General features: G+C 49.5%; 19 protein-coding genes, 1 pseudogene and 1 other annotated feature. Of the genes and pseudogenes, 11 read left to right on the top strand and 9 right to left on the bottom strand.

Annotated elements, in window-relative coordinates:
* Positions 1-167 precede the first annotated feature (167 nt).
* Complete coding sequence (sbcB, locus tag OGV71_RS14960) at positions 168-1592, top strand: exodeoxyribonuclease I (RefSeq protein WP_220393190.1); 1425 nt, start codon at positions 168-170, stop codon at positions 1590-1592.
* A 59-nt stretch (positions 1593-1651) separates the two neighbouring features.
* Here sbcB and plaP read toward each other — a convergent pair whose 3' ends face one another.
* The 4 genes and pseudogenes from plaP to OGV71_RS14945 form a co-directional block, all read right to left on the bottom strand.
* Positions 1652-3013 carry a putrescine/proton symporter PlaP gene (plaP, locus tag OGV71_RS14955; RefSeq protein WP_003030167.1) on the bottom strand — a complete coding sequence of 454 codons (1362 nt, stop codon included), beginning with the start codon at positions 3011-3013 and terminating at the stop codon, positions 1652-1654.
* Positions 3003-3065 carry a membrane protein YoeI gene (yoeI, locus tag OGV71_RS25500; RefSeq protein ID WP_099045591.1) on the bottom strand — a complete coding sequence of 21 codons (63 nt, stop codon included), beginning with the start codon at positions 3063-3065 and terminating at the stop codon, positions 3003-3005. Before yoeI ends, plaP begins: the two co-directional genes overlap by 11 nt.
* Before the next feature lie 162 nt (positions 3066-3227).
* Positions 3228-4212: pseudogene (locus OGV71_RS14950) on the bottom strand (LysR family transcriptional regulator).
* 41 nt (positions 4213-4253) lie between these two features.
* Positions 4254-5078, bottom strand: coding sequence for an SDR family oxidoreductase (locus OGV71_RS14945; RefSeq protein ID WP_003030163.1), 825 nt, complete (start codon positions 5076-5078; stop codon positions 4254-4256).
* A 174-nt stretch (positions 5079-5252) separates the two neighbouring features.
* Between OGV71_RS14945 and hisL the strand changes: the two genes are divergently transcribed.
* The 9 genes from hisL (at position 5253) to hisIE (ending at position 12484) form a co-directional block, all read left to right on the top strand.
* On the top strand, positions 5253-5300 hold the full coding sequence (gene hisL, locus OGV71_RS14940) for a his operon leader peptide (RefSeq protein ID WP_100250077.1): 48 nt from the start codon (positions 5253-5255) through the stop codon (positions 5298-5300).
* Positions 5276-5398 (top strand) — a sequence feature (His leader region). It overlaps the preceding gene by 25 nt.
* A 46-nt stretch (positions 5399-5444) precedes the next feature.
* Complete coding sequence (hisG, locus tag OGV71_RS14935) at positions 5445-6344, top strand: ATP phosphoribosyltransferase (RefSeq protein WP_003030161.1); 900 nt, start codon at positions 5445-5447, stop codon at positions 6342-6344.
* 5 nt (positions 6345-6349) lie between these two features.
* Positions 6350-7654 carry a histidinol dehydrogenase gene (gene hisD, locus OGV71_RS14930; RefSeq protein ID WP_204583467.1) on the top strand — a complete coding sequence of 435 codons (1305 nt, stop codon included), beginning with the start codon at positions 6350-6352 and terminating at the stop codon, positions 7652-7654.
* Positions 7651-8730 (top strand): histidinol-phosphate transaminase, encoded by a 1080-nt coding sequence (hisC, locus tag OGV71_RS14925; RefSeq protein ID WP_048218054.1) that lies wholly within the window; start codon positions 7651-7653, stop codon positions 8728-8730. Before hisD ends, hisC begins: the two co-directional genes overlap by 4 nt.
* Complete coding sequence (gene hisB, locus OGV71_RS14920; protein WP_071697561.1) at positions 8727-9794, top strand: bifunctional histidinol-phosphatase/imidazoleglycerol-phosphate dehydratase HisB; 1068 nt, start codon at positions 8727-8729, stop codon at positions 9792-9794. The genes hisC and hisB overlap by 4 nt, the downstream gene beginning before the upstream one ends.
* Positions 9794-10384 carry an imidazole glycerol phosphate synthase subunit HisH gene (hisH, locus tag OGV71_RS14915; RefSeq protein ID WP_060854673.1) on the top strand — a complete coding sequence of 197 codons (591 nt, stop codon included), beginning with the start codon at positions 9794-9796 and terminating at the stop codon, positions 10382-10384. The genes hisB and hisH overlap by 1 nt, the downstream gene beginning before the upstream one ends.
* Complete coding sequence (hisA, locus tag OGV71_RS14910; RefSeq protein ID WP_204583466.1) at positions 10384-11121, top strand: 1-(5-phosphoribosyl)-5-[(5-phosphoribosylamino)methylideneamino]imidazole-4-carboxamide isomerase; 738 nt, start codon at positions 10384-10386, stop codon at positions 11119-11121. Before hisH ends, hisA begins: the two co-directional genes overlap by 1 nt.
* A complete protein-coding gene (gene hisF, locus OGV71_RS14905) occupies positions 11103-11879 on the top strand; it encodes an imidazole glycerol phosphate synthase subunit HisF (RefSeq protein WP_019077116.1) in 777 nt (258 codons plus the stop codon). The genes hisA and hisF overlap by 19 nt, the downstream gene beginning before the upstream one ends.
* Complete coding sequence (hisIE, locus tag OGV71_RS14900) at positions 11873-12484, top strand: bifunctional phosphoribosyl-AMP cyclohydrolase/phosphoribosyl-ATP diphosphatase HisIE (RefSeq protein ID WP_046670018.1); 612 nt, start codon at positions 11873-11875, stop codon at positions 12482-12484. The genes hisF and hisIE overlap by 7 nt, the downstream gene beginning before the upstream one ends.
* Positions 12485-12544: 60 nt before the next feature.
* Here the strand turns inward: hisIE and wzzB are convergent, their stop codons facing one another.
* On the bottom strand, positions 12545-13528 hold the full coding sequence (gene wzzB, locus OGV71_RS14895; RefSeq protein ID WP_286533572.1) for an LPS O-antigen chain length determinant protein WzzB: 984 nt from the start codon (positions 13526-13528) through the stop codon (positions 12545-12547).
* 398 nt (positions 13529-13926) lie between these two features.
* On the opposite strand from wzzB, the gene OGV71_RS14890 reads away from it, so the two are divergent.
* On the top strand, positions 13927-14931 hold the full coding sequence (locus OGV71_RS14890) for an NAD-dependent epimerase (RefSeq protein ID WP_286533570.1): 1005 nt from the start codon (positions 13927-13929) through the stop codon (positions 14929-14931).
* Between the two features lie 58 nt (positions 14932-14989).
* On the opposite strand, the gene ugd is transcribed toward OGV71_RS14890, so the two are convergent.
* The 4 genes from ugd to OGV71_RS14870 form a co-directional block, all read right to left on the bottom strand.
* On the bottom strand, positions 14990-16156 hold the full coding sequence (gene ugd, locus OGV71_RS14885; RefSeq protein ID WP_204583464.1) for a UDP-glucose 6-dehydrogenase: 1167 nt from the start codon (positions 16154-16156) through the stop codon (positions 14990-14992).
* A gap of 198 nt (positions 16157-16354) precedes the next feature.
* Positions 16355-17761, bottom strand: coding sequence for an NADP-dependent phosphogluconate dehydrogenase (gene gnd, locus OGV71_RS14880; protein WP_204583463.1), 1407 nt, complete (start codon positions 17759-17761; stop codon positions 16355-16357).
* Between the two features lie 149 nt (positions 17762-17910).
* Positions 17911-19533 (bottom strand): LTA synthase family protein, encoded by a 1623-nt coding sequence (locus tag OGV71_RS14875; RefSeq protein WP_241745222.1) that lies wholly within the window; start codon positions 19531-19533, stop codon positions 17911-17913.
* 47 nt (positions 19534-19580) lie between these two features.
* A complete protein-coding gene (locus OGV71_RS14870) occupies positions 19581-20660 on the bottom strand; it encodes a DUF1972 domain-containing protein (protein WP_286533566.1) in 1080 nt (359 codons plus the stop codon).
* Positions 20661-20674 lie beyond the last annotated feature (14 nt).

The following is a 20674-nucleotide window of genomic DNA, read 5'->3' as shown; positions in this document are numbered from 1 at the left end:
TAATTTATTTTAACAGTGCGGAATTTATTTATTAATTCTATAAAAGTCCTGTTTATCTCAACTTTATTGCGTACACAATCCAGCTTCGATAATACCATAGCTGATTATCTCACTATTTTTTGGTATTCTTGGACGAGCGCTAAATTGATCCCGGACATAACTGAACAATGAATGACGGCAAGCAGCAACCTGGTTTTCTCTTCCACGATTACGAGACCTTTGGTACCCATCCGGCGCTGGACAGACCCGCGCAATTTGCGGCTATCCGCACAGATAATGATTTCAACATCATCGGTGAACCAGAAGTCTTTTATTGCAAACCCGCGGACGATTATCTGCCGCAGCCTGAGGCGGTGTTGATTACGGGTATCACACCGCAGGAAGCACGTGAAAAGGGAGAGAATGAAGCCGCTTTTGCCGCGCGCATCCACGCCCTGTTCACCGTGCCGAAAACCTGTATCCTGGGCTATAACAACGTGCGCTTCGATGATGAGGTGACGCGCAACATCCTGTATCGCAATTTCTACGATCCCTATGCCTGGAGTTGGCAGAACGATAATTCGCGCTGGGATCTGCTGGATGTCATGCGCGCCTGCTATGCCCTGCGCCCTGAAGGCATTAACTGGCCGGAAAACGACGACGGCTTACCCAGCTTCCGCCTGGAGCATTTGACTAAAGCCAACGGTATTGAGCATGCCAATGCTCACGATGCGATGGCGGACGTATACGCCACGATCGCAATGGCGCAATTAGTGAAGTCGCGCCAGCCGCGTCTGTTTGATTATCTCTACAGCCATCGTAATAAGCACAAGCTGGCCGCGCTGATTGACGTCCCGCAAATGAAGCCACTGGTTCATGTCTCAGGCATGTTTGGCGCATGGCGCGGTAACACCAGTTGGGTGGCGCCATTGGCGTGGCATCCGGAGAATCGTAATGCGGTTATTATGGTCGACTTAGCTGGTGATATTTCGCCGCTGCTCGAACTCGACAGCGACGCCCTGCGCGAGCGGCTCTACACGTCTAAAGCGGATCTGGGTGATAACCCGGCCGTACCGGTTAAATTGGTGCACATCAACAAATGCCCGGTACTGGCTCAGGCGAATACCCTGCGTCCGGAAGATGCCGACCGTCTTGGCATTAACCGCCAGCATTGTCTGGATAATCTCAAAGTTCTGCGCGAAAACCCGCAGATACGCGACAAAGTGGTCGCGATCTTTGCCGATGCGGAACCCTTTACTCCATCAGATAACGTGGATGCCCAACTGTACAACGGCTTTTTCAGCGATGCTGACCGTGCGGCGATGAAAATCGTTCTGGAAACCGAACCACGCAATTTACCGGCGCTGGATATCTCCTTTGTCGATAAGCGCATTGAAAAACTGTTGTTTAATTATCGTGCACGTAACTTCCCGGGAACGCTGGACGAAGCTGAACAGCAGCGCTGGCTGGACCATCGTCGTCAGGTATTCACACCGGAGTTTTTGCAAAATTACGCCAATGAATTGCAGCTATTGAGCCAGCAATATGCGGATAACAAAGAAAAGTTGATGCTGCTGAAATCACTCTGGCAGTATGCCGAAGAGATTGTATAAATCCCACGTATAAAAAAACGGAGAACATGTCTCCGTTTTTTTTCAGCTAAATGCAGTTATTACGCGATATCTTCGTCGTACTGCGGGACCGGGTTACGGAAGCTTTTGGTCACGCAAGCCAGGTAGATCAGACCGATACCCGCCCAGATCAGGCCCAGAACCATTGAGCTTTCTTCCAGGTTCACCCACAGCGCGCCAACGGTCAGCGCACCGCACATTGGCAGGAACAGGTACTGGAAGTGATCTTTCAGCGTCTTGTTACGCTTCTCACGGATCCAGAACTGGGAGATTACCGACAGGTTAACGAAGGTAAATGCCACCAGCGCACCAAAGTTAATCAGCGCCGTCGCCATCACCAAGTCGAAGTTGATTGCCAACAGAGCAATCGCCCCAACCAGAATGATGTTCATGGACGGAGTACGCCATTTCGGGTGTACATAACCGAAGAAGCTTTTCGGGAATACGCCGTCACGACCCATCACGTACATCAGACGCGCAACGCCTGCATGCGCCGCCATACCGGACGCCAGTACGGTAATGGTAGAGAAAATCAGCGCGCCGACCTGGAAGAACTTACCGGCAACATACAGCATGATTTCCGGCTGCGAAGCATCTGGATCCTTAAAGCGCGAAATATCCGGGAAGTACAACTGCAACAGATAGGTGGAGACGATAAAGATCAGGCCACCAATCAGCGCGGTCAGGAAAATCGCACGCGGGATCACGCGCTCAGCGTCTTTGGTTTCTTCTGACAGGTTGCTGATACCGTCAAAACCGGTGAACGAGAAGCACAGGATGGTCGCACCGGTGATCATCGGGATCACGTGGGCATCACCAGACCAGAATGGACGGCTGCTCGCCAGCGTACCGGCACCTTCCCCTTCGAACACGCCATAAACGACCATGCCGAGGATCACCGCAATCAGCACCACCTGCAACAACACGATTACGGTGTTGAAATTCGCAACGGATTTAAGGCTACGCAGGTTGAAGGCGGTCATAAAGGCCACCAGCGCCACCACGAACATCCACGATGGAATCGAGGGCACCAGCGCTTCAAAATAAATTTTCGCCAACAGAATGTTGATCATCGGGGCGAACAGGTAGTCCAACAGTGATGACCAACCCACCATAAAGCCAACTGTCGGGCTAATGGATTTCTGGGCGTAAGTGTAGGCAGAGCCTGCAGACGGATAGCGGCGTACCAGTTTACCGTAGCTCAGTGCGGTAAAAAGGATGGCGATCAGTGCAAAGGCGTAAGCTGTCGGGACGTGACCATCGGTCATTCCTGATACGATACCGAATGTATCGAACAGCGTCATCGGCTGCATATAGGCAAGGCCCATCATGACAACCGGAACCAGCGTAAGCGTTTTACGTAATTCCACGCGAGAGGTGTTTGGAGTAGCGTTATGCGACATGGTTATCCCCCATTACGGCGAAAACCGTCGCGTAAGCAAAAAATTGCCCCATTTTTTGTTAATCCTCAGCGACAACAACTGTCGATTTTTAAGTAAGTATCTATCCGGTACGAAGCCCGGCCTCTTTTATGAATGATTGGTTTGATGCAAAAAAATAACCGACGCGTATTAAAACGTCGGTTAATGTCATTTTTTGCAAGCGGCGTATTTTGCACTAAATTGGGGAGAAATAACAAGAGATTGAAGTGGCCACAAAAGAATATTTTTTCTTAACTGATTGATTTGTCAGCAGCCGTTTTAACATACACCCCCGCAATAGCACTATTTGCTAAAATTTCATCCCGCCACCAGGCACTGGCCAACCCGGCGGTCTGTTCATTCCAGCCTATCCACACGGGTTCAAGGACAATTTGCGCGACCACTTTTTTCTCAATCAGTGCGCCGCTCTCCAGAAATCGCTGCGCCAGATAGCGCGGAATATAGCCACATCCCAGGCCGCTGATTTGTAGTTCCAGCTTGGTTTTGAAGTCAAAAACGGTAATGGCTTCCTGATCGTCAAGCACCTGAGAACCTGAGACGTTGGCATGCTGCGCATTGTCGCCCACTACAATGGCGCGAAAACGGCGAATAGTACGACGATTTAACGGTTCCTGTTCCTGCGCCAGCGGGTGATGCGGCGCAACCACGAATATCTGTTCCAGAACCCCTAGCCGCGCAAAACCAAATTCGCTCGCTGCAGGGGGTTCATGCATGGCACCGACAATAATATCCGCCCGGCCCTGAGTGAGGGCATCCCATGAGCCACCCAGTACGCCATTGATAAATTTCAGACGCGTCACGCTGTGGTGTTGATAGAAAGACTCGATGAGTGGGGCCAGCAGTGAAAAGGGAAACGTATCATCTACGCCAATAACCAGTTCATTCTCCCAGCCTTCGTGTAGTTTAATAGCCTGCTTTTCGAGTTCACGGACGATATGTAGCACCTCCCGCCCCTTTTCCAGCAGCATCTGTCCGGTGCGGGTGAACTTAGCCCGGTGCCCGCTGCGATCGAGTAGCTGAATATTAAGATCGCTTTCCAGCTTATGGACGGTGTAGCTAAGCGCAGACGGCGTCTTAAACAATTTTGCCGACGCCGCCGCGAAACTGCCCTCTTTTTCTAAGGCATCGAGGATGATAAGAACGTCCAGCAGTGGTTTCATACTCGCCCCCTGGCGGTATACAGCGGCACTCTGCTGGCTTGTCACTCCATCGGCATCACCAGCGGATCAGGATACTGGTACTCAAACCCAAGCTCATTACAAATACGGTTGCCATCAATGACTTTACCTTTACCGTTATCCGTACCGTCGCGAAATTCCGGCGGCTCCATCCCCAACTGGCGGGCCATCTGCGGATAGAACACGTTACGCGCCGGATGCATAGGCGCACATATATTATAGATGTGTCCCCCTTTAGGCGCTTGCAGCAGTAACGTGATGGCAGAAACCACATCGTCCAGATGCACCAGATTGACGCCATGATGTCCGTCTGGTGCCGTCTTGCCGGCAAAGAAGCGACCAGGATGTCTTCCCGGACCAACTAACCCGGCCAGACGCAAAATATCCACCGACGTGCCAGGTAAATTGTGCAACCAGTCTTCAAGTTCTTTCAGAACACGACCACTTGCCGTGACCGGATTACGCGGCGTCCCCTCTTTCACTGTTCCTTGAACGTCACCATAGACTGACGTCGAACTGGTAAAAATAATCCGAGGGATCCGATACGCCAGCGCGCTGTCGACCAGTTCCTGCATTGCCTGCAGGTAAAATGCTTCCCCAGGACCGCTACGGCGTGCAGGCAGCGTAATAACCAACGCATCGGCGTCCATCAGTGCGTCGAGATCGTCAGCCTCACAGACCAGTTCAGGTTCCAGGCGCAGCGAGTAACTCTCGATACCGCTCATGCGGGCCGCTTCCACCCCATCCAATGTGGTTTTGCTGCCGGTAACCTGCCAGCCTCTCGCCGCCAGCGACATGGCTAACGGCATGCCTAACCAACCTAATCCGACAATTGCGACCTTTTTCATGCCTTCTCTCCTGACTTTTGGCCTATAACGCAAGGCTACGCCAGCCCACGGTGGCTGACAATTCATAGTATCAATATGAAATGAATTAATGATCAAAAAAAGCCCTTGCTTTCCGTAGCTAAAGTGGTTTAGGTTAAAAGACATCAAATGAATAAACATTCATCGAGAAAATTTATGACACGCGCTCAATTCAAACACCATCATCACCATCATCCTGACTAGTCTTTCAGGCGATGTGTGCTGGGAGACATTTAAATCTTCCAGCGGTGCATGAGCGTATGAGAAAGCCCCCGGAAGATTTCTTCCGGGGGCTTTTTTTTTGTGCGTGACCCAAACTGATTCAGACAGGATAACGAGGAATAAAGAATGTTAGACAACACCCGTTTACGCATAGCTATGCAGAAATCTGGCCGTTTAAGCGATGATTCACGCGAATTGCTGGCCCGTTGTGGCATTAAAATTAATCTTCACACCCAGCGCCTGATTGCAATGGCAGAGAATATGCCTATCGATATTCTGCGCGTACGTGATGACGATATCCCGGGTCTGGTGATGGATGGCGTTGTTGACCTCGGCATCATCGGGGAAAATGTTCTGGAAGAGGAACTGCTCAACCGCCGGGCACAGGGTGAAGACCCTCGCTATTTTACCCTGCGTCGTCTGGACTTCGGCGGCTGCCGTCTTTCGCTGGCAACCCCGGTTGATGAAGCCTGGGATGGCCCGGCAGCGCTGAACGGTAAGCGTATCGCTACCTCTTACCCACACCTGCTCAAACGTTATCTCGATCAAAAAGGCGTGTCGTTTAAATCCTGTCTGTTAAACGGCTCTGTAGAAGTCGCTCCCCGTGCGGGTCTGGCCGACGCGATTTGTGATCTGGTGTCCACCGGCGCAACGCTTGAAGCCAACGGTCTGCGTGAAGTGGAAGTCATTTACCGCTCTAAAGCCTGCCTGATTCAGCGCGACGGCGAAATGGCCGACGCCAAGCAACAACTGATCGACAAATTGCTGACCCGTATTCAGGGCGTTATTCAGGCTCGTGAATCCAAATACATCATGATGCACGCGCCGAGCGAGCGTCTGGACGAAGTTATCGCCCTGCTGCCTGGCGCTGAGCGTCCGACCATTCTGCCGCTGGCCGGCGACCAGCAGCGTGTTGCCATGCACATGGTCAGCAGCGAAACCCTGTTCTGGGAAACGATGGAAAAACTGAAAGCGCTCGGTGCCAGCTCAATTCTGGTGCTGCCAATTGAGAAGATGATGGAGTGATAGCCATGAGCTTCAATACCCTGATTGACTGGAATAGCTGTAGCCCCGAGCAGCAACGCGAACTGCTGATGCGCCCGGCTATTTCCGCCTCGGAAAGCATCAGCCGTACGGTGGCCGAGATCCTTGAGAACGTCAAAAATAACGGCGACCGGGCGCTGCGTGAATACAGCGCGAAGTTTGATAAAACCGAGGTCGGCGCGCTGCGCGTCACCGAGGAAGAAATCCAGCAAGCCAGTAGTCGCCTGAGCGACGAACTGAAACAAGCTATGCAGGTGGCGGTGCGTAATATTGATACTTTCCACACCGCGCAGATCCTGCCACCGGTAGATATCGAAACTCAGCCGGGTGTGCGCTGCCAGCAGGTTACCCGCCCTATCACTTCCGTGGGCCTGTATATTCCTGGAGGTTCGGCGCCGCTGTTCTCTACCGTATTAATGCTGGCGACCCCGGCGCGCATCGCCGGCTGCAAAAAAGTGGTGCTGTGCTCACCACCGCCGATTGCCGATGAAATTCTCTACGCCGCGCAGCTGTGTGGTGTAAAAGAGGTGTTTAATGTGGGCGGCGCACAGGCCATTGCCGCGCTGGCGCTGGGCACCGAATCTATTCCTAAGGTCGATAAAATCTTCGGGCCGGGCAATGCGTATGTGACCGAAGCCAAACGCCAGGTCAGCCAGCGTCTTGACGGCGCGGCGATCGACATGCCTGCTGGCCCGTCCGAAGTGCTGGTTATCGCCGACAGCGGCGCGACGCCGGACTTTGTTGCCTCTGACCTGCTTTCTCAGGCAGAACACGGCCCCGACTCGCAGGTTATCCTACTGACGCCAGACGCTACGCTTGCCGAAGGCGTTGCCAAAGCCGTTGAACGCCAGCTCGCTGAGCTTTCCCGCGCCGACACCGCCCGCCAGGCGCTCGCCGCCAGTCGGCTGATTATCGCCAAAGATCTGGCGCAGTGCGTGGCCATTTCTAATGCCTACGGTCCGGAACACCTGATTATTCAGACCCGCAACGCACGTGAACTGGTTGATGAGATCACCAGCGCCGGTTCGGTGTTCCTCGGCGACTGGTCGCCGGAATCCGCAGGCGACTATGCTTCTGGCACCAACCACGTTCTTCCGACTTACGGCTATACCGCGACCTACTCAAGCCTTGGTCTGGCTGACTTCCAGAAACGGATGACTGTGCAGGAATTAACCCCACAAGGTTTCTCTGGCCTGGCCTCAACCATTGAAATACTGGCCGCTGCTGAACGACTGACTGCCCACAAAAATGCCGTTACCCTGCGCGTTAACGCTCTGAAGGAGCAAGCATGAGCACTGACAACTTTCTCAGCGTCACTGATTTAGCCCGTAAGAATGTTCGCGAATTAACGCCCTATCAGTCTGCCCGTCGTCTCGGCGGTAACGGCGATGTCTGGCTCAACGCGAATGAATATCCCACCGCCGTGGAGTTCCAGCTCAGTCAGCAAACGCTGAACCGCTACCCGGAGTGTCAGCCGAAAGCGGTGATTGAGAATTACGCGCAGTATGCTGGCGTCAAACCGGAGCAGGTGCTGGTCAGCCGCGGCGCAGATGAAGGGATCGAACTGCTGGTGCGCGCGTTTTGCGAACCCGGTAAAAACGCCATTCTCTACTGCCCGCCGACTTACGGCATGTACAGCGTAAGCGCCGAAACGATTGGCGTCGAATGCCGCACCGTTCCGACTCTTGATAACTGGCAACTGGATTTGCAAGGCATCGCGGACAAGATTGATGGCGTGAAGGTGGTCTACGTTTGCAGCCCTAATAACCCAACCGGCCAGTTGATTAACCCGCAGGATCTGCGTTCACTGCTCGAAATGACGCAGGGTAAAGCTATTGTGGTCGCTGATGAGGCCTATATTGAGTTTTGCCCGCAGGCCACGCTGGCAGGCTGGCTGTCTGAGTATCCGCATCTGGTGATATTACGCACGTTGTCAAAAGCGTTTGCTCTCGCCGGTTTACGCTGCGGGTTTACGCTGGCGAATGAAGAGGTTATCAATCTGCTGTTAAAGGTGATTGCCCCTTACCCACTCTCTACGCCGGTGGCAGATATCGCCGCCCAGGCCCTGACGCCGCAAGGGATTTCCGCCATGCGTAAACGCGTAGAGCAGATCCTGGAAGAGCGTCAGTATCTGGTAGATAACCTGAAAACAATTCGCTGTGTAGAACAGGTTTTCGACTCTGAAACCAACTATGTTCTGGCGCGCTTCACCGCATCAAGTAGCGTATTTAAATCTTTGTGGGATCAGGGCATTATCTTACGAGATCAGAATAAACAACCTTCGTTAAGCGGCTGCCTGCGAATTACTGTCGGAACCCGTGAAGAGAGCCAGCGCGTCATTGACGCCTTACGTGCGGAGCAAGTATGAGCCAGAAGTATCTTTTTATTGACCGTGATGGAACCCTGATTTCCGAACCGCCAAGTGACTTTCAGGTCGATCGCTTTGACAAACTCGCCTTCGAGCCGGAAGTTGTTCCCGTTTTGCTGAAACTGCAAAAAGCAGGTTTTAAGCTGGTTATGATCACTAACCAGGATGGACTAGGAACGCAGAGTTTCCCACAGGCTGATTTTGACGGTCCGCATAACCTGATGATGCAAATTTTCACCTCTCAGGGTGTGACATTTGATGAGGTACTGATTTGCCCGCACCTGCCAGCGGACGAGTGCGATTGCCGTAAGCCAAAAGTGAAGCTGGTTGAACAGTATCTGGTTGAACAGGCCATGGATATGGCGAACAGCTACGTGATTGGTGATCGGGCAACCGATATTCAGCTCGCTGAAAACATGGGCATTAGCGGAGTACGTTACCATCGCGACACCCTGAACTGGGCAATGATCGGCGAGCAGTTGACCAAACGTGACCGCTACGCACACGTTGAGCGTAATACTAAAGAAACGCAGATTGACGTCAAAGTCTGGCTGGACCGCGAAGGCCGCAGCAAAATCAATACCGGCGTTGGCTTCTTTGACCACATGCTGGACCAAATCGCCACCCATGGCGGTTTTCGCATGGAGATAGCCGTCAAGGGCGATCTATATATAGACGATCACCACACAGTTGAAGATACCGGTCTGGCGTTGGGTGAAGCCTTAAAGCTGGCATTAGGCGATAAACGCGGCATCAATCGTTTTGGTTTTGTGCTGCCGATGGACGAGTGCCTGGCGCGTTGCGCACTGGATATTTCCGGCCGCCCGCACCTGGAGTACCGCGCGGAGTTTACCTACCAGCGCGTTGGCGATCTGAGCACAGAGATGATCGAACACTTCTTCCGCTCACTCTCTTACACCATGGGCGTCACCCTGCACCTGAAAACCAAAGGCAAAAATGACCACCACCGTGTGGAGAGCCTGTTTAAAGCCTTTGGCCGTACGCTGCGTCAGGCGATTCGCGTCGAAGGCGACACGCTGCCCTCTTCAAAAGGAGTGCTGTAATGGACGTGGTGATTCTGGACACCGGCTGCGCCAACCTGCACTCGGTAAAATCCGCCGTCGCGCGCCATGGATACGACCCGGTTGTCAGCCGCGACCCTGACGTGGTGCTGCGCGCCGATAAACTGTTTCTGCCGGGCGTCGGTACCGCCCAGGCGGCGATGGACCAGTTGCACGAGCGTGAACTGATTGAGCTGATCAAAGCCTGTACGCAACCAGTGCTGGGGATCTGCTTAGGCATGCAACTACTGGGCCGTCGCAGCGAAGAGAGTAACGGTGTCTCCCTGCTGGGCATTATTGAGCAAGACGTCCCGAAGATGACCGATTTCGGTCTACCGCTGCCGCACATGGGCTGGAATCGCGTCTATCCACAAGCGGGAAATCGTCTGTTCCATGGCATTGAAGATGGCGCGTATTTCTACTTTGTACACAGCTACGCTATGCCGGTAAACCCGTGGACCATCGCCCAGTGCAATTACGGCGAACCATTTACCGCGGCAGTACAAAAAGACAATTTCTTTGGCGTGCAGTTTCACCCGGAACGTTCGGGCGCGGCTGGGGCACAGTTGCTGAAAAACTTTCTGGAGATGTAATGATTATTCCGGCATTAGATTTAATCGACGGCACGGTGGTGCGTCTTCATCAGGGCGATTACGCTAAGCAACGTGATTACGGTAACGATCCTCTCCCCCGTTTGCAGGATTACGCCGCCCAGGGTGCTGAAGTGCTGCACCTGGTTGATTTAACCGGCGCGAAAGACCCGGCACAGCGTCAAATCCCTCTGATCAAAACGCTGGTCGCTGGCGTCAATGTTCCAGTTCAGGTTGGCGGCGGCGTGCGTACGGAAGCAGACGTGGCGGCGCTGCTTGACGCTGGCGTGGCGCGCGTGGTGGTGGGTTCGACGGCGGTAAAATCTCCCGAGATAGTCAAAAGCTGGTTTGCCCGTTTTGGTGCCGACGCGCTGGTGCTGGCGCTGGACGTTCGTATTGACGAAAACGGTAATAAACAGGTCGCGGTCAGTGGCTGGCAGGAAGATTCCGGGGTTTCACTGGAAGAACTGGTTGAGACCTATTTACCTGTCGGCCTGAAGCACGTGCTGTGCACCGATATCTCCCGCGACGGCACGCTGGCAGGCTCAAACGTCGCACTTTATGAAGAAGTGTGCGCCAAATATCCGCAGGTGGCGTTTCAGTCATCTGGTGGTATTGGTGGAATCGAGGACGTAGCGGCCCTGCGCGGGACCGGTGTTCGTGGTGTTATCGTCGGACGAGCCTTGCTGGAAGGTAAGTTCACCGTTGAGGAGGCCATACAATGCTGGCAAAACGCATAATTCCCTGTCTGGACGTTCGCGATGGGCAGGTGGTAAAAGGCGTCCAGTTCCGTAATCATGAGATTATTGGCGACATTGTCCCACTGGCAAAACGTTATGCCGATGAAGGCGCAGATGAACTGGTGTTCTACGATATCACCGCTTCCAGCGATGGCCGCGTAGTGGATAAAAGCTGGGTATCACGCGTAGCGGAAGTGATCGATATTCCGTTCTGTGTTGCCGGTGGCATTAAATCCATTGACGATGCGGCACGTATCCTCTCTTTCGGGGCGGACAAAATCTCCATCAACTCCCCTGCGCTGGCCGAACCGGAACTTATCACCCGTCTGGCGGATCGCTTTGGCGTGCAGTGCATCGTGGTGGGCATTGATACCTGGTATGACGCCGAAACCGGCAAATATCACGTTAATCAGTATACCGGGGATGAAAGCCGTACCCGCGTCACACAGTGGGAAACACTGGACTGGGTGCAGGAAGTCCAAAAACGCGGCGCGGGCGAAATCGTCCTGAACATGATGAATCAGGACGGCGTACGTAACGGTTATGACCTGGAACAGTTGAAAAAAGTGCGTGACGTTTGCCACGTCCCGCTGATTGCCTCCGGCGGCGCGGGCACCATGGAACACTTTCTCGAAGCCTTCCGGGATGCCGACGTTGACGGCGCGCTTGCCGCCTCCGTCTTCCACAAACAAATTATCAATATTGGCGAATTAAAAGCGTACCTGGCAACACAGGGCGTGGAGATCAGGATATGTTAACGAAGCAACAATGCCGCGAGCTGGACTGGGAAAAAACCGACGGACTGATGCCAGTCGTCGTGCAGCATGCGGTTTCCGGTGAGGTGCTGATGCTGGGTTATATGAATCCGGAGGCGCTGGATAAAACGCTCGAAAGCGGCAAAGTGACCTTTTTCTCGCGGACTAAGCAGCGCCTGTGGACCAAAGGAGAAACATCCGGTCACTTCCTGAATGTGGTGAGCATTGCGCCTGACTGCGACAACGACACTCTGCTAGTGCTGGTTAACCCGATTGGCCCAACCTGCCATAAAGGCACCTCAAGCTGCTTTGGCGACACCAGCCACCAGTGGCTGTTCCTGTATCAGCTTGAGCAACTGCTGGCCGAACGTAAAACCGCTGACCCAGCCAGTTCCTACACCGCGAAACTGTATGCCAGCGGCACCAAACGCATCGCACAGAAAGTGGGTGAAGAAGGCGTAGAAACCGCGCTAGCTGCGACGGTGAACGACCGTTTTGAGCTGACAAATGAAGCCTCTGATCTGATGTATCACCTGCTGGTGCTGCTGCAGGATCAGGACCTTGACCTGACGACGGTGATTGAGAATTTACGTAAGCGTCATCAGTAAGTTGCAGAGCAGATATGAAAAAACCGGGCACTGCCCGGTTTTTTGTTGTCAGGTTCAGGCTTACTCTGCTTTTGCGTTGTAACCACGCAGAACATTTCGCCCCAACACCACACCGGCACCAATCATTCCACCGAGCAGAACCGCCAGCACGAGGGTAATCGCTTTTTTCGGACTGTCACGACGAACCGGCAACGTTGGTTTCATCACATAGCGATAGGCGTGTAACTCGGCCCCCTCAAGCTTAAGATTTTCGATATCCAACAGCTTTTGCTTAGTCTGAAAGTAGTTGTCAGATAATATTAACGGACGCGTAGATTCGTGCTCAATCATGGACTTCAGGGCATCACTACCCAACAGGAACATGCTGTCCTGTGTAACATCCTGCGTCTGCTGAATTTGCGGCTTAGTCACACCCGCTTGCAGTGCATACCGCAGCGCTTCCTGGATTTGCTTGATTCGCAGATCTTTTTGCTCCTGAGCGACCACTTCCTGAGTTTTCAGAGAGTCTTGCAACGTAGTTGTTTGCAATTTGATGTTATCAACCAGGTCAAGTTCCAGCTCTTTGGCAACCTTTTCATCTGTTTGTTGAATGTATTCGGCGAGCTGACGCTGAGCGTCTTCTGGTGAGCCACCCACATAAGAAACCGCCAACGGTAATGGTTGCCCTTTTACAGACTGCTCAATCGATAGTTTTTCAGGCTTTTGCTGATTATCCAGCGTTTCCGCCAATGCAGAAAATGACGTGCTAAAACGGCCAATCACGTTTGCCTGTAACTCAGTAACCTTAGGGGCGCTGACACCATACAACACGTTGAGTGCGTTGTTATACGTGGCAATCTGTCCGACATCCGGTTGAGTGATAATGGCTGTTGAAGTCCATTTCTCCTTAGCAACTGCCAGGTAGCCCACAGCAAGCACTACAGCAATAACAATCGCAATAACGATTGTTACTTTCCCGCGCCACAACTGTACCAGTAAATCAATCAGATCAATCTGTTCCGGATCATGACTGCGCCCGGACATGTTGTTATCACTTACAGACATAGAAACCCTAGATAAGGAAAGTCTTAAACTGGGATTAGTTTAGCTATAAATTGAGGCAATGCCATAGGATTAATGATAAAAAATCAAATTGTTTGAGGGATTTTGATTGGTATTTCAATCACTACTGAAAATCAATACGATTAAACAAAAGTGTAATTACTCAAAGAACACTTTCATGAACAAAAAAACAGCAACAATCAGATTTCATGTCCGCCAATCGTTGCCCTTTACAATTCATTTTAATGAATCCATGTCATGAATATTTACCGTCTGACCAGTAAAAATGGTAAGCGTAAAAAATATAACAATTAGCTTTTTTACCATCTAACGGTATCATTCCACTTTTTAGTAGCGCCTGTTGGTGCCTGGCTGTTATTTAGCCAAAAAGAGGAATAAACATGAAATACCTGGTTACGGGTGCCGCTGGTTTCATCGGCTTCCACGTTAGCAAACGCCTCCTTGAGGCTGGCCATCAAGTAGTCGGTATTGATAATTTGAACGATTACTACGACGTCAGTCTTAAACAAGCTCGTCTGGAATTACTGGCACAGCCTGGTTTCCAGTTTCATAAAATTGATTTAGCCGACCGCGAAGGCATGACTGAACTCTTCGCATCCGGGCATTTTGAACGTGTCATTCATCTTGCCGCACAGGCTGGCGTTCGTTATTCACTCGAAAATCCGCATGCCTATGCAGATTCAAATCTCACAGGCTTTCTGAACATACTGGAAGGGTGTCGCCATAATAAAATTCAGCATTTACTCTACGCCTCATCCAGTTCAGTTTACGGCCTGAATCGCAAAATGCCTTTCTCTACGGATGATTCCGTCGATCATCCCGTGTCGCTGTATGCAGCAACCAAAAAAGCCAACGAGCTGATGGCTCATACTTATTCCCACCTGTACGGGTTGCCCACCACCGGGTTGCGTTTTTTCACCGTGTACGGTCCATGGGGGCGACCAGATATGGCGCTGTTCAAGTTCACCAAAGCGATGCTGGAAGGGAAAAGTATTGACGTCTATAACTACGGCAAAATGAAGCGTGACTTTACCTATATCGATGATATCGCAGAAGCAATCATTCGCCTGCAGGATGTCATTCCACACGCAGACACACAATGGACCGTTGAAACAGGCACGCCAGCAGCCAGCATTGCGCCCTGGCGCGTCTACAATATCGGCAATAGTTCACCGGTTGAGCTAATGGACTATATCCAGGCTTTGGAAGATGCTCTGGGTATTGAAGCGAAGAAAAACATGCTACCACTACAGCCAGGTGATGTACTGGAAACCAGCGCAGACACTAAAGCACTGTATGAGGTAATTGGTTTTAAACCTGAAACCACGGTAAAAGATGGGGTGAAGAACTTTGTTGACTGGTATCGTAATTTCTACAAAGTTTAATTACTGACCTGATTAAAATAAAAAGGCCTTTTATAAGGCCTTTTTTATGGAGACGAGATTAATCACTACCAAACAAATCGCGGGTATACACTTTATCGGCAACATCAGCTAATTCTGACGTCATGCGGTTAGAAATAATAATATCCGCTTCATTTTTGAACGCATTAAGATCACGCACAACTCGGGAATGGAAAAATTCATCCTCTTCCATGACCGGTTCATAGATAATAACGGGTACGCCCTTGGCTTTAATGCGCTTCATGATGCCCTGAATCGATGATGCCCGGAAATTATCGGAACCACTTTTCATGATCAAACGGTACACGCCGACCACCTTAGGCTTACGCGCAAGAATAGAATCTGCAATGAAGTCCTTACGCGTACGGTTCGCATCAACAATCGCGCCAATAATGTTATTCGGTACAGACGCGTAGTTAGCCAGCAACTGCTTAGTATCTTTCGGCAGACAGTAGCCGCCATAGCCGAATGACGGATTGTTGTAGTGATTACCGATACGCGGATCCAGGCACACACCTTCAATAATCTGCCGTGAGTTCAAGCCAAGACTTTCTGCATAGCTATCCAGTTCGTTAAAGTAGGCCACACGTAACGCCAGATAGGTGTTAGCGAACAACTTGATGGCTTCGGCCTCAGTCGAGTCTGTAAACAGCGTCGGAATGTCTTTTTTAACCGCACCTTCCTGCAGCAACGCGGCAAAACGCTCAGCTCGTTCGGAACGTTCACCAATAACGATACGGGACGGATGCAAGTTGTCGTATAGCGCACGACCTTCACGCAGGAATTCTGGCGAAAAGAAAATATTGTCGATACCCAACTGTTCTTTAATCGAGTTCGTAAAGCCAACCGGAATCGTTGATTTAATTACCATCACCGCATTTGGGTTGATTTCGACCACATCGCGGATCACTGACTCGACGCTCGATGTGTTAAAGTAGTTGGTTTTCGGATCGTAATCAGTCGGTGTCGCGATAATAACGTAGTCCGCGTCGCGGTAAGCATCATACTTATCGGTCGTTGCACGGAAATTCAGCTGTTTTGTCACCAGATATTCTTCAATCTCCTTATCAACGATCGGCGATTTTTTCTGATTCAGCATCTCGACCTTCGTCGGAACGATATCCAGAGCGACCACTTCGTGGTGCTGGGCAATCAGAATACCGTTCGACAAACCTACATAACCTGTTCCTGAGATAGTTATCTTCATTCGCTGTGTAACTTCTTCCGGTTGAACATTTGAGGGTGAACACGCTGCCAACAACGTGGCGCATCGGCTCTGCATTGCGCCAGTATATCGTGATTTGCTACAACACCGGATATCGGACCTGACTGAATCCCATTTTTTGGCAATAAAAAAGCCCGGAGGAACGCTCCGGGCCTGCATTTACAGTTTGACTAAATCAGATTAATCCAGCCATTCGGTGTGGAACACACCTTCTTTATCGGTGCGTTTATACGTATGTGCACCGAAGTAGTCGCGCTGGGCCTGGATCAGGTTAGCCGGCAGTACCGCAGAACGGTAGCTATCGTAGTAGGCTACTGCTGCAGAGAAGGTCGGTACCGGAATACCGTTCTGCACAGCGTAAGCCACTACATCACGCAGCGCTTGCTGATATTCATCAGCAATGTTTTTGAAGTACGGGGCCAGCAGCAGGTTCGCGATGCCTTTGTTTTCAGCATAGGCGTCGGTGATTTTCTGCAGGAACTGCGCACGAATGATGCAGCCCGCGCGGAAGATCTTCGCGATTTCGCCGTAGTTCAGATCCCAGTTGTATTCGTCAGATGCGGCACGCAGTTGAGAGAAGCCCTGAGCATAAGAGACGATTTTGCCCAAATACAGCGCGCGACGGACCTTCTCAACAAACTCTGCTTTATCACCAGCCAGTTTAGCCTGCGGGCCAGACAGCACTTTAGATGCCGCAACGCGCTGGTCTTTCAGAGAAGAGATGTAGCGAGCGAATACGGATTCGGTGATCAGCGACAGCGGTTCGCCCAGATCCAGAGAGCTCTGGCTGGTCCATTTACCGGTACCTTTGTTGGCCGCTTCGTCCAGGATCACGTCAACCAGGTATTTACTCTCTTCATCTTTTTTGGTGAAGATATCTTTGGTGATGTCGATCAGATAGCTGCTCAGCTCGCCTTCATTCCACTCAGTGAAAGTAGTTGCCAGCTCTTCGTTAGACAGGTTCAAACCGCCTTTCAGCAGAGAATAGGCTTCCGCAATCAGCTGCATATCGCCATATTCGATCCCGTTGTGAACCATCTTCACATAGTGACCCGCGCCATCGGCACCGATATAGGTCACGCACGGTTCGCCATCTTCAGCGATCGCTGCAATTTTAGTCAAAATCGGAGCAACCAGTTCGTAGGCCTCTTTCTGCCCGCCAGGCATGATAGAAGGGCCTTTCAGGGCACCTTCTTCACCGCCGGATACACCAGTGCCTATGAAGTTAAAGCCTTCTGCAGAGAGTTCGCGGTTACGACGAATGGTATCCTGGAAGAAGGTGTTGCCGCCATCAATGATGATGTCGCCTTTGTCCAGGTGCGGCTTCAGGGAATCGATGGCAGCATCGGTGCCAGCGCCCGCTTTCACCATTAACAGGATACGACGAGGGGTTTCAAGAGACTCGACGAACTCTTTCACCGTGTAATAAGGCACCAGTTTTTTACCCGGGTTCTCGGCAACAACTTCCTCAGTTTTTTCACGGGAGCGGTTGAAGATGGAGACGGTATAACCACGGCTTTCGATGTTGAGCGCCAGGTTGCGCCCCATCACTGCCATACCGACGACGCCGATCTGTTGCTTGGACATTACATACTCCTGTCAGGTGTGGTCACCGCGCGATGTATGCGCGGCTTGAATTGTGGCTTAGATGTTAACTCAGTTTAAGGTGATGCTGATAGCTAAAGGTGCAACATAAGAGCAGCTTCCTATGATACCCACATCCCCGGTGCGGAATGCTAACCACTAATATTATAAAATTGCTTAATAAGATGCTTAGCTTCACTGTCATCGTTGTAAGGCAACAAGGTAACTGTTCCATCTTTATTAGTCATGAAAAAGTCATCACCAATAGCGGTTGAATGAGAAAACGCTGAGTTACAAGTGGCATCAAACAATGAACAACCCAAGAAATAATTCATTGAATACTGGATACCAAGCATTTGTAACAATGTTGGTGCTAAGCTAAGTGAGTTAGTTCCTTGAGCATCTACAACTTGCGGCTTAACGTTTTTCCCGAGGATAATTAATGGGATGCGATTCACAAAGAATGGTGCGGTGCTATTGAAACTTTTTTTATAGTCAGTTGATGGAAATGTTGCATGATCTGTGGTGATGACCAGCAATGTGTTGTCATAAAAACTGCTGTTCTTAAAGAAATCAACAAACTTTCCTAATTGATAATCATAGTTATAGAATTTATTGTAATATGCATTCTTGCCGTCAGAAAATTTCTCATTAGGGCTATCTTGCCCGTGGTGTGTCCCCGAAGGATAAACACCAATAAAAAATCGTTCATGATCTTTTTCTTTTGAACGCAAAAAATCTTGCAATGCGTTGAATGTCTGTTTGTCTGTCATTCGATCATTTTGATAACCGACAAAATTCCCCATCCCTAACACGTTATCAAACCTGAGCGTTTTAAGCATTGTGTTCAGCGGACTACTTTTCTCCGTAGACGCAATAAAATAATTATGATAACCGAATTTAGTTAAAATTTCCGGGAGAGAAACCTGACGATGAAGATAGATATTATCAATTTCCGTTGTTGATAATTGATCTATACCTGTGCCTTCATTTGTAACTCCGTCACGATACTGAAAACCCGATGTCAACTGTCCGCGCAAGCCACGAAAAGTTGCAGCGGTATGATTGAAATAATTCGTGAAATTTATCCCTTCATTTTTCAATCGATCAATATTGGGGGTAACAGAAAACGTTCGGCCATTCGTTTTACCAATAACCTCGGAGGATATTCCTTCCGCAAAAATAACAATCACATTATAGTTTTTAAAATTTAAACTTGATTCTATTGGTTGCGTAAAAAAATTAGATTTTAAAAAAACATTTCCCGCCTCACCGATTTTTGCATTAGGTTTGAATGTCACCTGTAAATAGTAATATTTTACTGTTGTATACAACTCGTAAATAGGTCCCTGAGCAAAGAATGAAACAATCAGAGAAATAATCGCAAATGTAATATTTACTATTTTATTGGTTGTTGCTCTACCACGCCAGACTGAGACTTGTGAGAATAAGACAAAAACAAGAAATACGCCCACGACTTTGACGAACGTTTTTATACCCAACGCCTCAAACTCTGCACTATTCGATAATGCAAGCGGCATCAGGTATTGCCCTGACGAGAATAAAGATGCGGCCTGAATACCTAAAACAACAAAATAAAGGCCCCATACTATTCTTTTTATAATAGCGACAGTGATAAAGTTGAGCGCAACGCAAATAAAGATAAATTCGATAACAAAGCAAAACAACAGATCTAATCTATCGGCATACACTAAAATCGCAGCATATAGTAATGCAGAACTTAAAATGCATACCACTAGTTTATTTAGTTTCATTATAATTCAACATTAATGATTCAGTAAAATAACAATCACATGAAAATTTAAAACAATCTTTCGTAAAATGCGGCTATGTTTTTCCAGCAGTATTTTTTGTTAGCATATTCTTTTAATTCTTGCCCCATATTCGTATTTAGTCCACGCTGTAATTCATCAACAGCAAGTTTCAACTCATTGGTATCTGAAAAATAAAGGGCAAGATTATCGGTTGTATATCTGTTAAAGGTACAATCGAATGCAATTACAGGAATACTGAAGTGCATTGCTTCGACCAACGATGGATTAGTACCACCTGCGGAATGACCATGAATATATGCAATGCAATGTTTACGCAAAGAATATAAATTGGCAATGTTATAATCTGGATCAAGGATATCAATATTCGAAAAGGTCATGTATTTTTTCTTTAACGCTATGCCATATTCACTATTATCCCAGTTTCCCATAAATTTCAGACGTACATCCGATGCAGAAAATGATTCGAGAATCATGTCTACATTATTTTCTGGTTCAATTCTACACAGTGCAAAGAAATAGTCCTGCCCTACATTTTTGTCTAAATGGATTTCAGTATTGACTGCAACAGCGTGATCACCGCCATAGGCAATAACTTCACTCTTGCGCCCATACTCACTCTTCACATATTCAGCAATCGCCTGATTATCCGAAATGACAATATCAGAATATTTAACTGCAATTTTTTCTGATTTTTTCAGGAACCATTTAGCTTTATTGCTCCACTTATTCCGACGCCATTCAAGGCCATCTATATTGGTTATTACTCGTGATCTGGAGAATAAACGATAAAAAGGTAAAAATATGCATCCAGAAACACCGAGAACTAACACCACATCAGGTTTCTTAATTAAGCATACCAGCAGACACAGAATATCGTATAAAATACTAGATGGACCATTCGCATTAAGAGGCAGATAAATTAGTTCAGCATTGTGATAACTTTCCAATTTTTTATCATATTTTGGGGATGAGCAAAAAACCTGATATTTTATATTGTCAGATTGATAATCAACCAAGTTTTGAACTAAAGACTCAAATCCACCATAACATGCTGGTATACCAACCGTACCTACCACAGCAATTTTTTTACACGAAGAGCTACTCATTTTACACCTTTAAA

Origin of the sequence: Citrobacter sp. Cf088, from assembly GCF_030334295.1 — a bacterium.
Classification (GTDB): Bacteria; Pseudomonadota; Gammaproteobacteria; order Enterobacterales; family Enterobacteriaceae; genus Citrobacter; species Citrobacter freundii.
Note: the sequence above shows the minus strand (reverse complement) of the source record. Positions and strands in the feature narration are given on the sequence as shown.

Coding starts and splice junctions, on each gene's coding strand:
- sbcB (WP_220393190.1), top strand. CDS start 168: ATGAATGACGGCAAGCAGCAACCTGGTTTTCTCTTCCACGATTACGAG.
- plaP (WP_003030167.1), bottom strand. CDS start 3,013: ATGTCGCATAACGCTACTCCAAACACCTCTCGCGTGGAATTACGTAAA.
- OGV71_RS14945 (WP_003030163.1), bottom strand. CDS start 5,078: ATGAAAAAGGTCGCAATTGTCGGATTAGGTTGGTTAGGCATGCCGTTA.
- hisG (WP_003030161.1), top strand. CDS start 5,445: ATGTTAGACAACACCCGTTTACGCATAGCTATGCAGAAATCTGGCCGT.
- hisD (WP_204583467.1), top strand. CDS start 6,350: ATGAGCTTCAATACCCTGATTGACTGGAATAGCTGTAGCCCCGAGCAG.
- hisC (WP_048218054.1), top strand. CDS start 7,651: ATGAGCACTGACAACTTTCTCAGCGTCACTGATTTAGCCCGTAAGAAT.
- hisB (WP_071697561.1), top strand. CDS start 8,727: ATGAGCCAGAAGTATCTTTTTATTGACCGTGATGGAACCCTGATTTCC.
- hisH (WP_060854673.1), top strand. CDS start 9,794: ATGGACGTGGTGATTCTGGACACCGGCTGCGCCAACCTGCACTCGGTA.
- hisA (WP_204583466.1), top strand. CDS start 10,384: ATGATTATTCCGGCATTAGATTTAATCGACGGCACGGTGGTGCGTCTT.
- hisF (WP_019077116.1), top strand. CDS start 11,103: ATGCTGGCAAAACGCATAATTCCCTGTCTGGACGTTCGCGATGGGCAG.
- hisIE (WP_046670018.1), top strand. CDS start 11,873: ATGTTAACGAAGCAACAATGCCGCGAGCTGGACTGGGAAAAAACCGAC.
- wzzB (WP_286533572.1), bottom strand. CDS start 13,528: ATGTCTGTAAGTGATAACAACATGTCCGGGCGCAGTCATGATCCGGAA.
- OGV71_RS14890 (WP_286533570.1), top strand. CDS start 13,927: ATGAAATACCTGGTTACGGGTGCCGCTGGTTTCATCGGCTTCCACGTT.
- ugd (WP_204583464.1), bottom strand. CDS start 16,156: ATGAAGATAACTATCTCAGGAACAGGTTATGTAGGTTTGTCGAACGGT.
- gnd (WP_204583463.1), bottom strand. CDS start 17,761: ATGTCCAAGCAACAGATCGGCGTCGTCGGTATGGCAGTGATGGGGCGC.
- OGV71_RS14875 (WP_241745222.1), bottom strand. CDS start 19,533: ATGAAACTAAATAAACTAGTGGTATGCATTTTAAGTTCTGCATTACTA.
- OGV71_RS14870 (WP_286533566.1), bottom strand. CDS start 20,660: ATGAGTAGCTCTTCGTGTAAAAAAATTGCTGTGGTAGGTACGGTTGGT.